9 protein-coding genes are annotated in these 13,091 nt (G+C 68.9%); all 9 read left to right on the top strand.

Features of this window, described 5'->3' with window-relative positions:
* Positions 1 to 2 precede the first annotated feature (2 nt).
* The 9 genes from AC5P09_RS38650 (at position 3) to AC5P09_RS38610 (ending at position 13,079) form a co-directional block, all read left to right on the top strand.
* Positions 3 to 1,241, top strand: a complete 1,239-nt coding sequence (locus AC5P09_RS38650; protein ID WP_493878371.1) for an ABC transporter permease — start codon at positions 3 to 5, stop codon at positions 1,239 to 1,241.
* The gene (locus AC5P09_RS38645) at positions 1,231 to 1,893 is read left to right on the top strand and encodes an ABC transporter ATP-binding protein (RefSeq protein ID WP_493878370.1); all 663 of its coding nucleotides are present in this window, start codon (positions 1,231 to 1,233) and stop codon (positions 1,891 to 1,893) included. Before AC5P09_RS38650 ends, AC5P09_RS38645 begins: the two co-directional genes overlap by 11 nt.
* Entirely contained in the window at positions 1,890 to 2,291 is a 402-nt protein-coding gene (locus AC5P09_RS38640) for a hypothetical protein (protein ID WP_493878369.1), read from the top strand. Before AC5P09_RS38645 ends, AC5P09_RS38640 begins: the two co-directional genes overlap by 4 nt.
* An 8-nt stretch (positions 2,292 to 2,299) precedes the next feature.
* On the top strand, positions 2,300 to 3,523 hold the full coding sequence (locus tag AC5P09_RS38635; RefSeq protein ID WP_493878368.1) for an ABC transporter permease: 1,224 nt from the start codon (positions 2,300 to 2,302) through the stop codon (positions 3,521 to 3,523).
* 162 nt (positions 3,524 to 3,685) lie between these two features.
* Positions 3,686 to 4,654: an isopenicillin N synthase family dioxygenase gene (locus tag AC5P09_RS38630; protein WP_493878367.1), complete on the top strand. Its 969-nt coding sequence runs from the start codon at positions 3,686 to 3,688 to the stop codon at positions 4,652 to 4,654.
* Positions 4,655 to 4,783: 129 nt separating this feature from the next.
* Positions 4,784 to 6,313 (top strand): argininosuccinate lyase, encoded by a 1,530-nt coding sequence (locus tag AC5P09_RS38625; RefSeq protein WP_493878366.1) that lies wholly within the window; start codon positions 4,784 to 4,786, stop codon positions 6,311 to 6,313.
* Between the two features lie 150 nt (positions 6,314 to 6,463).
* Entirely contained in the window at positions 6,464 to 7,366 is a 903-nt protein-coding gene (locus tag AC5P09_RS38620) for a GHMP family kinase ATP-binding protein (protein WP_493878365.1), read from the top strand.
* Positions 7,367 to 7,368: 2 nt separating this feature from the next.
* Positions 7,369 to 9,678 carry a pyridoxal-phosphate dependent enzyme gene (locus AC5P09_RS38615; protein ID WP_493878364.1) on the top strand — a complete coding sequence of 770 codons (2,310 nt, stop codon included), beginning with the start codon at positions 7,369 to 7,371 and terminating at the stop codon, positions 9,676 to 9,678.
* Positions 9,675 to 13,079 carry a fatty acyl-AMP ligase gene (locus AC5P09_RS38610; RefSeq protein ID WP_493878363.1) on the top strand — a complete coding sequence of 1,135 codons (3,405 nt, stop codon included), beginning with the start codon at positions 9,675 to 9,677 and terminating at the stop codon, positions 13,077 to 13,079. The genes AC5P09_RS38615 and AC5P09_RS38610 overlap by 4 nt, the downstream gene beginning before the upstream one ends.
* Positions 13,080 to 13,091 lie beyond the last annotated feature (12 nt).

Raw genomic sequence — 13,091 nt, 5'->3', positions numbered from 1 at the left:
GAATGCCCCGATTCACTCTGGTATGGGCCGAGTTGAAGGGTCGACCCATCCGGACACTTACCGGTGCGATCAGCCTTGCCATAGGACTCGCGCTCTTCCTGAGCCTCCAGGCATACGGCACTGGCTACCGCGAAGCGGCCAGAGCCCCGCTGTCCGAAATCGGTACCGACATCGTCGCTCAGCGCGAGGGTGACCGGCCGAAGGCGTTCGAGGGCGCCGTCTTCCCGCACTCCGCCGCGGCGATCACCAACGAGGAGGCTTCGTCCATCGCCGCCACCGAGGGTGTCGAGGCGACCAGCCGAGCCTTGATCTTCTGGTCCTTCCAGGATGAGGACCTGGTCGTCACGCTCGGCATGGATCCGGCGGAGCGGATCGGGCCGGGCCGGCTGAACGCCGGTCTGCGCGAGGGCCGCTTCCTGAAACCCCAGGACTCCGGCGCTGTCGTGCTCGACCTCAGCTATGCGGAGCAGAAGCGCATCAAGACCGGTGACACCTTCCCCATCGCCGGCCGGGCGTTCGAGGTGGTAGGCCTCGTCGACACCAGCAGGGCCGGCCAGATCGCCAATGCCAACGCCTACCTCCCCCTGTCCGACGCGCAGAAGATCACGGCCGCTGCCGGGATCTCCGGCCCGACCGACGTCAACATGGTCTTCGTCACCGCCCAGCCCTCCCGAAGCGAAGCGGTCGCCCACGACATCGCCGCCGGACTCGGCAAGGACAGCCTCATCACCACCCCGCAGTCCTTCGACGACGCCCTGGGCTCGACATTCTCCCTCATCGACCGATTCGGTCTGCTGGTCGGCATCGCCGCCCTGCTCGTCGCGGCGGCCGGGCTGGCACGTACGGTCGGCGCCAACCTCGCCGAGCGGCGCCGCGATGTCGCCGTACTGCGTGCGGTGGGCTGGCCGCGCCGCTCGGTGACCGCCCAGCTCACCGCGGAAACGACGGCCATCACGACGCTGGGTCTGGTGATCGGCGTTCTGGTGGCCGTGGGGGTGACCTGGGCCCTGAGCAGCACCCAGGTCACCGTGCCGGTCCCCTGGGAGCTCAGCCCAACCCCCCACTTCCTCGCCGGCGGAGCCCGGCAACTGTCCCTCACCGTCCCGCTGCGGGCTTCGCTCGACGTGCTTCTGATTGCCGCCGCTGCCCTGGCCAGCCTGGTCGCGGCAGCGCTGGTCAGTGTGTTCGCCGCAAGGCGTGCGGCAGGCATCAAACCCATGGAGGCATGGCGTGTCCAGTGAAGTCCTGAAGGCCGAGGGGATCCGCAAGTCCTTCGGCGACGTCACCGCGGTGGCCGGCATCGATCTGACCATCTACGTCGGTGAGTTCCTGGCGATCGTGGGCAGGTCGGGATCGGGGAAGAGCACGCTGCTCAACCTGCTCGCCGGGCTGGACTCGCCCGACGCGGGACGGATCAGCAGCCGGGGCGCCGCGCTGCCCACCGGAGAGGACGCCCTGGCCGACTGGCGCCGCGAGCACGTGGGCCTGGTCTTCCAGGCATTCCATCTGATCCCCACGCTGTCGGCGCTGGAGAACGTGGCCGTCCCGTTGTATCCCCTGCGCATGAGCGCCGCCGAGCGCCAGGAGCGGGCCCGAAAGCGCCTGGGACAGGTGGGCCTCGGCCACCGCACGACCCACCGGCCCGGTCAGCTCTCCGGCGGGGAACAGCAGCGTGTCGCGATCGCGCGGGCGCTGGTCGGTGAACCGACGCTGGTCCTCGCCGACGAGCCCACGGGCAACCTGGACAGCTCCACGGGCCAGGAAATCCTCGACATGTTCCAGCAACTACGCCAAGAGACCGGATTCGCCTTGGTCGTCGTCACCCACGACGAGAAGGTGGCCGCCGCCGCGGACCGGCAGATCAGGCTGCAGGACGGATTGGAAGTCGCATGAACCGCAAACTCATCCCCGCGCTGGCGCTGAGCGCGGTCCTCGCCGCCGCCGGCTGCAGCGCGGACAAGGAAGCAGCCGACGACTCCTCGACCGGAGTGGACGTCGACCTGGTGTACCTCAACCACCCTCCCGTGCAGCCGGTCCTGAAGGACATCGACCAGGTCCTCGCCGAGTACAAGGGAAAGATCAGCGTCTCCCGTCACGAGGCCGACACCCCCGAAGGCAAAGAGTTCACCGACAAGCACGACCTGACCGGCCATGTCGCGATCGCCGTCGTCATCGACGGAAAGGTCAGCTTCAAGGGCTTCCCCACCGGCGAGGCCCCCATCAAGAGCGCCGAGGGCGACTGGGAGATCGAGGACCTCGACGCCGCCCTGCGACAGCGAACGAAGGACTGATGAAGGCGGTGAATCTCTACACTCGCTCTCAACTGCGCCATCGCCGTCGGCGAGCCCTCGCCGTGGTTGCCGCGGTGGCGCTGGGCGCGGCCCTGCTGATCGCGCTCACCTCCCTCGGCTCCGGGTTCCGCGAGGCCGCTCGTGCCCCGCTGGCCGGCATAGCCGCCGATCTGGTCGTCACCAGGCCGGACAGTGGCACCCCCTCGGAGCAGCCCGGCCGCGGTGTACGGCAGCCGTTCGGCCTGGCCACCTTCGACAGCGGCGAGGTCCGGGACATGGGAGCCGTGCCCGGAGTCGACACGGCTGTGGGCTCGCTGCAGATCTGGGACTTCGGGGCGCGCTCGACCATCACCATCGCCGGAGTCGACCCGGGGCAGCGGGCTGTCGGCCCGGGACGGATCCTGGACCGCGACCTGATCGCGGGCCGCTCCCTGCGCACCGGCGAGCGGGGCGTTGCCGTCCTTGACCGCCACTATGCCGCGTTCTACGACACCAAGGTGGGCCAGCGCGTCAAGGTCGGCGAGCGCAGCTTCAGCGTGGTCGGTGTGGTCGAGGTCAAGGACTCGGCGCAGACGGCGGCCTCGAACATCTACCTCCCGCTCGCCGAGGCCCAGCAACTCGCCGGACTGGCTGCGGACCAGGTCAACCAGGTGCATGTGCAGGTGGGAAACTCGGCCGACACCGAAGCCGTCACCGCCGGGATCACGGACCGCGTCGGCCAGGTGAGTGCCATCACCCCCGACAGTCTGGTCCAGATCATGGGAGCCGTGGGCCGTATCTCAGCCCGTTTCTCGACCATCGCTGCGGTCGTCGGTGGCATCGGCGGCCTGGTCCTGAGCTGGACGGCACTGCGCGGCCTGGTGTCCGAGCGCACCCGCGAGATCGGACTGCTCATGGCCGTGGGCTGGAGACGTTCCCACGTGGTCAGGGCTTTCCGCGTCGAAGCCCTGGTCCTCGGCCTCGTCGGCGCCGTGGTGGGCATCGCCCTCGGCACGGCCCTGGCCGGCCTGCTCTCATATGTCCCCGCCCCCGATCTCCTCCCCGCCCCGCCCTCTGTGGCAGGGCACGGCGACGCTCCGGACGCCGACAGCAACGGGCTGCCCGTCAGCGTCAGCCTTACCGCCCTGGGTGCCGCCGCCCTGATGTCCGTCGTTGGCGCGACCAGCGCAGGGGTCCTGGCCGCCCGTCGCGCAACCCGGCTCAAGCCCGCACGGAGTCTTGTGTCTCTGTGAGGACGTCATGCCTTCGCTGATCCAGGCCGCCGATGGTGTGGCTGGGCGAAGGCCCCCAAGGCGCGTGGGGTTCGGACTCCTCGGCAGTGGACTGTTCAGCGCGAGAACGCACAACGCAGGTACGGAAGTTGGTCGAGGCCGGACGGTCACGGCCGAGGAGACGTGCGCGCCACCGAAGGGCGCCTGAGCGATGGAGCTGTCATGGCAACTGATTTCGTGCCGATCATCGACCTGTCCGACCGGAACACCGAAGCCGGCCGCGCAGAAATCTCCGCTGCGATCCGGCGAGCGTGCGAGACCTCGGGCTTCTTCACGATCGTCGGGCACGGGGTGCCGAAGGACCTCGTGGATCGCATGTACTCGACGACAAAGGGCTTCTTCACGCTACCGGAAGCGGAGAAGGAGCTGAGCGCCAACCAGGGCGCCGGGGTTTCCGGGCTACGCCGTCCCGGCGGGCCGTACGAGGCGTTCGCGGCGCACGTGACCGGGGACCTGAGTGATGAGGAACGCTCGAAACTCGGTGACTACCCGGCAACATGGAAGGCTGCGAACATCTGGCCGAACGCCGAGTTCAAGGCGACCTGGGACGAGTACATCGCCGCCATGGCCGAGTTGTCGGCGGACATCATGCGACTGTTCGCGCTGGCGCTCGAGCTGGACGAAGACTTCTTCGACAAGAAATTCGACGAGCACGTGTCACTGCTGCTGGCGAACTATTACTACCCTCACCCAGAGCCGGAGCAGCTTCGTCGCGACGCCCACACCGACTGGGGCAGTCTGACCGTGCTCTACGTGGAGGATGCGCTGGGCGGCCTGCAAGTGCTGCGTGGCAAGGAGGACTGGCTGGATGTCCCGGCCATTCCGGGTAGCTTCGTGGTGAACATCGGCGACCTGATGGCCTTCTGGACCGGCGGTCGCTGGACGTCGACCGTGCATCGGGTGGTCAACCCGGAGTCAGGGAACACGTCGTCGCGGATCTCGATCCCGTTCTTCTACCTGCCGAATCACGACACCTCGATCCAACCGATGCGACCTTTGGCGGCGGGAACCACCGAGGCGGACCTTGACCAAGTAACCGTCGGGCAATGGTTCTCGTGGAAGATGCAGACGACTTACCAGGCCGCGTCGTAGCCGGCCGGACAGAATGGCTTTATTGAGCCACTTTCAGCAGCATCCATCGGGGAAACCGCCGTCCCGATATAAGGTCTTGAAAGCGCTTTCTCAGGGCTGTGATGTGCGCAGGTGAGGATTTTCACGGAGGTGATCAAAATTCCCGAACAGGATCGTCTGACGTCTTTAGCGGGGCGTTCTTCCGCACCGATCAGCGGGCGTATCGCCTTGGCGCCGAGCGCTCTGCTCCACGACGAGATACTCGCTCCGCAGTTCCAGTACGAGGCCGAACATCTTCTCCCGTGGTACGTCGCCATCGAAAAGGTACTGGCTAGCGAGTACGGGCGGATGGGAGTCGTTTCCCCGGAGGATGTCCAGGAGATGGGCCGGCTGCTCTCCGAGGTCACCGCCGAAAGCATCCGGGCGAGCCCGGACGACAACATGTCGGACATCGCGTTCGCCTTGGAACGTTTCGTCGAGGAGCGTCTCACCACCCCCATACCCGAATGGCATGTGGATCGGAGCCGCAACGACTTCCAGTCGTGCGCCCAACTCCTCTTCGGCAGGGAGCAGTTGCTCCGCACGGCCGAGCAACTCCTCGACTTCGCCCAGACGGTGCATCGCGTGGCTTCGCGCACGCTCGACATCCCGATGCCCGGCTACACCCACCTGCAGACCGCTCAGATCATCACGCCCGGCTTCTATCTGGCGGCCCTGTGCGAGCAGGTGGTCCATTCCTTGACCCGCCTGCTCTCCACCTATGACGGGATCGACCTCAGTCCGTTGGGCGCAGGTGCAATGGCGGGGCAGGAACTGGCATGGGACCGCGGTCGCATGGCCGATCTCCTCGGGTTCCGTGCCGTTCGGCCGCATGCCCTCGCGGCCGTGGCCTCCCGTGACTGGTCGGTGGAGATCACTGCCGAGTTCTCCGTACTCGGAGTCTCGCTGAGCCGTTTCGCCACCGACCTCATGAGCTGGGGCAGCAGTGAGTACGGCTTCATCGACCTCCCCGACGACCTCGCCGGTATCTCCTCCGCGATGCCGCAGAAGAAGAACTTTCCGGTCCTGGAACGGATCCGGGGCAGGACGGCCCACCTCAGCGCCTTCCACCTGGACCTCGTCCTCGGGCAGCGCAACACGCCGTACTCGAACTCGGTCGAGGTCTCCAAGGAGGCCGGCGCGCACCTCCATCTCGCCTTCACCGCCGCGCGGAGCGTGCTGCGTCTGTTCGGCACCGTGCTGGACAACCTGCACTTCCGCAAGGACCGGATGCTCGAGGTCTGCGAGCGGGAGTACCTCGGCGGTTTCACCCTCGCCAACCTACTGACCCTGGACGAGAACGTGCCCTGGCGCAGGGCCCAGGTCATCGCAGGGCAGTACATCGTCGCCGCCTCCGGTCGAGGACTGTCGCCCCGGGAGACCGAGCCCGACCTGCTGCGCGAGGTCGCGCTCAAGCACGGCTTCGAGCTGGCGGAACCCGGACACGCCCTCGCCGTGGCCTTCGACGTGGAGGAGAGCCTGCGCCGGAAACGGTCGGCCGGATCAGCGCACCCCGACGCGGTGCGTGAACTGCTGGCCACGCACGCCGTGCGCCTCGACGAACAGCGTGCGCAGTGGCAGCGGCGCAGCGAGCGGGTTCGCGGCGCGCTCGCGGAAATCGATCGTCAACTCGGCATATAGCGGCCGCGCCGACTGTGCGGTGCGGACACGGGGGGACAGATGAGTGCATCACCACTGGAACAGCACGAGGCGTCGCCGTACGGCTCCGCCGAGGAAGACGGTGTCGGCGTCGGTGCCGCGAACGGGACCTTCGGTGAACTGCTACAGGGAGTGCTGCCCGAGAACGATCGGGACTTCCTCGTCACGTTTCCTATCGCCCGCTCCTCCATCGCGGAGTTCCAACTCGTCCCCTCTCGCCGCGAGGTGGTGGTTCAGCCGCGCCACAAGACCAAGTCCCGTTTACTCGCGGAACGCATCCTGCGGGCCTACGGCCACCACGGCGGCGGCTCCCTGAGAATCACCACCACCCTGCCCGAAGGGAAGGGGCTCGCCAGTTCCTCCGCCGATCTGGTGGCCACGGCCCGCGCCGTCGGCGAGGCGGTGGGTGTGCGGCTCACCGAGCAGGAGATCGAGGTGTTCCTGCGCGGCATCGAGCCGTCGGACGGCGTCATGTACCCGGGAATCGTCACCTTTTACCACCGGGAAGTCCGGTTGCGTGAAAAGCTGGGATTCCTTCCGCCTCTCACCATCGTCGCCCACGACGCCGGGGGAATGGTGGACACCGTCCGGTTCAATCAGTCGAAGAAGCCGCGCAGCGAAGCCGACAAGCGAGAATACGCGTATCTGTTGAGAAAGATCGCGGATGCTGTTCAGGTCGGCGACCTCCAGGCGGTCGGTGATATTTCCACCCGGAGCGCGGAAATGAACTCCACGCTCTCTCCCAGGAAACACTTCGGCGATCTGCTGCGCATTTGCCGGGATGTCGGTGGGCTTGGGCTGGTGCTCGCACACAGCGGGACGAACCTCGGTGTACTTCTCCCCGGCGAGGCGGACGAGCACGCGGACGACGTCGAGTACGTCCGGAAATCCTGCGCCGCGTTCACCGGGAGCGTGTCCGTCTACCGCTCATTGGGGCCGGAGAGCCGGCGATCGAACGAGCCGGAGAGAGCCGGTGATCCAGAAACTCCTCAAGAACCGTTCACCACATCCGTCGGCCACCATCCAGGGACCTGAACATGCTCTTCAACAGTGTGGTTGATGCCATCGGGCACACACCGCTGGTGCGCCTTCGCGTTGACAGCGCCCCCGGCGTCGAGGTCTTCGCGAAGCTCGAACTGCAGAACCTGTTCGCCATGAAGGACCGCGTCGCCCGGAACATGATCCTGGAGGCGAAGCGCACCGGTGCCCTCCGCGACGGCGCACCCATCATCGAGAGCTCCTCCGGCACCATGGCGCTGGGCGTCGGCATCGTCGGGACCGCCCTCGGCCATGACGTGCACATCGTTACCGACCCTCGGATCGACGAGGTCACCCTGGCCAAACTGCGTGCGCTGGGATGTCATATCCATGTCGTAGAGGCGATGAGTGAGCACGGCTGGCAGAGCGCCCGGCTGGAACTGCTCGACCGGCTGATCGCGGACCTGCCCGGCGCCTTCTGGCCACAGCAGTACAGCAACCCGGACAACCCGGGGGCCTACCGGCTGCTCGCCGGCGAGATCCTCGACGACCTCGGACCGGTCGACGTGCTCGTCGGTTCGGTGGGCAGCGGAGGATCCTTGTGCGGCACCGCCCGCGCCCTGCGGGGCACCCTGCCGGGCCTGACCGTGGTGGGCGTCGACTGCGTCGGCAGTGTGCTCTTCGGGCAGCCCGATCTGCCGGGCCGGCTGCAGAGCGGCCTCGGCAACAGCCTGCTGCCGAAGAACCTCGACCGCCGCCTGATCGACGAGGTGCACTGGCTCAACGACGCCGAGGCGTTCGAGTCCACCCGGGCCCTCGCCAGGGAGCAGCAGATCTTCGCCGGAAACACCTCGGGGTCGGTGTACCGGGTGCTGTGCGAACTCGCCGCCCGAGCCGAGCCGGGCACCCGCATCGTCGGCATCCTCCCGGACCGTGGCGACCGTTACGTCAACACCGTGTACAGCGACACGTACTGGGCTCAGCAGGGGTTGCGCGAGCAGAGCACGGAGCCCGCGTCCCGGGCCGTCGAGCCGGGCCGGGTCGTGCACCGGTGGTCCCGCACGGCACGCGATGGCGACGGTACGTCCGGGCTGCGCCAGCACCTCGTCTTCGTGGAGTCCAACACCACGGGAACCGGCATGCTCGCGCTGGAGACGACGCGTCGGCTCGGATACGAACCCCTCCTCCTGACCAGCAGGCCCGAGCGGTACGCCGGCCTCACGGAGACGGAGTGCGAGGTGCTGCTCTGCGACACCAACTCCCTCGCGGAGCTGCGCCGCAGCATCCAGGACCGCTTCCGTCGGGAGGAGATCGCGGGCATCACCACCACCAGCGACTTCTACGTCCCCCTTGTCGCCGACCTGGCGGTCTGGCTCGGACTGCCGGGCAACCCCGTGGAGGCGGTTGCCGCCTGCCGCGACAAGTCGGCGCTGCGCCGGAAACTCGCCTTGGCCCAGGTGCGCCAGCCGCGCTTCGCCGCCGTCACCGACGTCGCCTCGGTGGCCGCGGCGGTCGACGTGGTCGGCCTGCCGTGCGTGGTCAAGCCGGCGGACGAATCGGGCTCCACGAACGTGTTGCTGTGCACCTCTCGGGAACAGGCCGAGGCGCAGGTCGAGAGGATCCTCGCCGTCCGGGTCAACGCGCGGGGCCTGACCACGGCCGGGACCGCGCTGGTCGAGCAGTACCTGGACGGCCCCGAGTTCAGCGTGGAGATGTTCAGCTGGAAGGGGGAGACGCGCTGCATCGGCATCACGGAGAAGAGCGTCACCGGCTCCCCGTACTTCGTCGAGCACCGCCACCTGTTCCCCGCCCCGCTGTCTCCCACGGTGGCGGGCCAGTTGGAGGACATCGTGCGTCGCGCCGTGGAGGCCGTCGGCATCGAGCTCGGCGCCACGCACACCGAGGTACGGCTCACCGAGGACGGCCCGGCCCTAGTCGAGATCAACGCCCGGATGGCCGGCGGCATGATCCCGGAACTCATCCGGCTGGCCACCGGGACGGAACTCCTGGAGCAGCAGTTGCGCGTCGCACTCGGGCAGCCTCCGGAGCCCGCCGGCGAGCCGACCCGCCTTGCCGGCATCCAGTTTCTCCTGGCCGACCGGGAGGGCGAGTTCGCCGGGGTCGACGGCGCCGAGCAGGCACGCGACATCGACGGCGTCGACCGCGTCGTCGTCACCGCTCGCCCGGGAGCCGCGGTGCGCCCGCCCCGCGACGCCTATGACCGCCTGGGCTACGTCATCGTCCACGGCGACTCACCCACGCAGGTCACCAAGACGTGCGCCGACGCCGTCAGCCGGCTCACCCCCCGGATCCAGGACGCCCCGCTGGAGCCGGCCTCCGGGACGACGGAAGGGAGGTCGGCACGGTGACGGAGCTGAGAGCCCGCCCGCCCGTGGCGTTCACCTCGATCCCGGCCGCCCTCTCCCACTGGGCCCGGGAGCGGCCGGACGCCACCGCGTACACCTTCGTGGGCGCCGAACTCGCCGTGGAACGCAGCGTCGGATACCGCGAGTTGGAGCGGTCGGCGCTGAAGGTCGCGACGTACCTCCAGCGCACGGCCCGTCCCGGCGACCGGGTCCTGCTGCTCTTCCCGCCCGGACTCGACTACCTGACGGCGTTCCTCGGCTGCCTGTACTCCGGCGTCGTCGCGGTGCCGCTCTACGCGCCACGGCCCGGCGCCAAGCTGGACCGCATCGCGGCGGTGGCCCGCAGCTGTCGCCCCACGCTCGTGCTCACCACCGACGAACTCGCCGGGAAGCTGGGCGGGACGTTCCTGCCGGAGGGAGTGACGGGCGGTCCCGGGGTGCACACCGTCGATGCGATGCTGACGACCGACCACGAGCTGTTCCGGCCGGTCGAACTCGACCGCACGGACCTCGCTTTCCTGCAGTACACCTCCGGTTCCACCGGCCGGCCCAAGGGCGTGATGGTCAGCCACGGCAACCTGGTGGAGAACGAGACCGCGATCACCGACGGCTTCGGCGTCCGCCCGGACGACGTCATCCTCAGCTGGCTGCCGATGTACCACGACATGGGGCTGATCGGCACCGCGCTGCTGCCGCTCTTCTACGGCATCCCCGCCGTGCTGCTCAACACCTTCGCCTTCGTCCACGATCCGATGATCTGGCCGACCGCGATCGCCCGTTTCGGCGCCACCTGCTCCGGCGGGCCCAACTTCGCGTACCAACTTCTCGTCGACCGCTACGATCCCGCGCGGCTGGCCGGAGTGGACCTCGGTTCCTGGCGGGTCGCCTTCAACGGAGCCGAACCGGTCAGCGAGCAGACGCTACGGAGCTTCGCCGCCCGGTACGCCGAGCACGGCTTCGACGCGGGTGCGCTCTACCCCTGCTACGGCCTGGCGGAGGCCACCCTCTTCGTCTCCGGAGCCGAACCCGGGGCAGGTTACCGCGCAGGGGTGTTCGACCGGGGCGCCCTGGAGCAGGGGCGTCTCCAGGCCGCCGCCGAGGGGTCGGCGAACGCCGCCGCGATCGTCTCCTCGGGAAGCGCCGCCCTCGGCACCACCGTCGTCATCCGTGGAGTGGACGGCGCGAGCCTGCCGGACGGAGCCGTGGGGGAGATCTGCGTGCGCGGCCCGAGCGTCGCGCAGGGCTACTGGGGCGACCCCGCGGCCACCGAGGAGACCTTCCGCGCCCGCGTCGCCGGGCATCCGGGAACGTTCCTGCGCACCGGGGACCTCGGCGCCGTCCAGGGCGGGCAGCTCTACCCGGTGGGCCGGAGCAAGGACCTGATCATCGTCGCCGGACGCAACTTCTATCCGCATGACATGGAGAGCGTCGGCTCCCTCAGCTCCCCGTACCTCCGCCAGGGCGCGGCCGCCGCGTTCCAGCCCGATCCGGGGGAGCGGGACGTGGTCCTGGTGCTGGAGGTGACCCGCGACGGCGTGGCCGCACTGCGCGCCGACGAGCAGGCGGCGCGTGCGTTGGCCGAAGGGGTCCGACGAGAGGTCGGCACCGAGTGCGATGTGCTTCTCTCCGAGATGGTCTTCGTCTTTCCGGGCTCCCTGCCCAAGACGTCCAGCGGGAAGATCCGCCGGTCCGAGACCAGACAGCGCCACCTTGACGGCACTCTGCGCCTCGTCCGCCGACCCGCCCTTTCGGGCACCCCGGCCGCCGAGCAGGCAACCGCGCCCGCCCTGCCCGAGCCGAACACCGGTCGGGAAGCGCTGCGCGACACCCTCGGCCGACTCGCCGCCACCCACCTGGGATACGAACTGACTCCGGAGGACCACAAGCAGCCCTTGGCCGCGCTCGGTCTGGACTCGCTCAAACTGGTGACGTTGAAAGGCGGAATGGAGCGGCTCCTCGAGCGGCCGGTCGAGGCCGGCCTCTTCTACGGCGACCGCTCCATCGCGGAGATAGCCGAAGAACTCGCCGCTGCCCCGGCCCCCGCTGCCCCGCCGGCCACGCCCGTCACCGGGACACCAAGTGACGGGACCGGAACCCATCCGGCGTCCGAGGGCCAGGTGCAACTCGCCTTCCACGACGAACTGCACCCGGAGGACACCGCCAACATCCTGCCGACGGCGGTACGCGTCGCCCGGCGGCTGGACCCGGACCGCCTGCGTGCCGCCGTCGCCGCCGCCGTTGCCCGGCACCCCGCCCTACGGACCACGCTGGGCCCGCTGGGCACCGGGACCCAGGTCGTGCACGACAGCCTCCCGCTGGACTTCCGGCTCCGGGAGGAGAAGAGCGAGGATCCGCAAGAGGCCCGACGCTTCCTGGAGGACGTCGCCTACCAGCGGTTCCCCCTGACCATCGGCCCTCTGGTGCGGGCCGCCGCCGTTCTCACACCGACCAGCACACTGCTGCTGCTCGCCTGCCACCACGCGGTCGTCGACTACTGGTCGCTGCGGATCGTCATGGCCGAGATCCTGGCCGACGTGCTGGGAGTCGACGACACCCCCGACACCGGCGCCCTTCCCGACGTCACCCGCGCCGGCGCGATCGAGTGGGCGGGCGTCCAGACGAGCGTGCTGGACTCCGAAACGGCGAAGGCGCACCTTGCCGCCCTGACCGAGCGGTGGCGCCCACTGCGCGACCGACTGCTCTTCACCCAGGAGCTGCCGGTCAGGCGCCGACGCAACCCGGCGGGGATCGTCGACTTCGCGGTGGACGCCGTGACCACACGGCGCCTTCACGACCACGGCCGGGCCCGCGGGCACACACCGTTCGTCCTCCTCGCGGCCGCCTACCTGCGCGCCCTGCACCGGGTCACCGGACACGGGCAGATCGTCATCGGCACGCCGTACCACGGTCGCAGCGACTGGCGGTACGCCGAGACCGTCGGATACCTCGTCAACATGCTCCCGCTGCTGGGCGACTTCCGGGACGGCGACTCCCTCGACGAGCTGGCGGAGCGCACCTGGCGGGAGTTGCGCACCGGCCTGGACACGGCGCACATCCCGCTGTCCCGACTGATCAGAGCCCTGGCACCGAAGCGACACGGCCAACACCCGCTCTTCCAGGCGACGTTGTCCTTCCAGCAGTCGGCCGATGGCCGGCTCGACGACGGATTCGCGATCCCGTGGAGCGGCTGTCGCCAGACCTACGGCGGTGTCGAACTGGAGGCGTTCGACCTACCGCCCCGCGATGTGCCTTTCGCCCTCAGCCTCTACGGCACCCGCCACGGCGACCGTCTGGTGTTCCGCCTCCAGTACCAGCGGGACCTGGTCGCCGAGAGCATCGCGGCGCGCGTGTGCGAGGAGTTCCGGGCCGGCCTGCGTGAACTGACCGTCTTTCCCCCGAAGTGACATGGATTTCCG

The organism is Streptomyces sp. a15, assembly GCF_059026085.1.
This window is presented reverse-complemented; position numbering and strand designations above follow the sequence as displayed.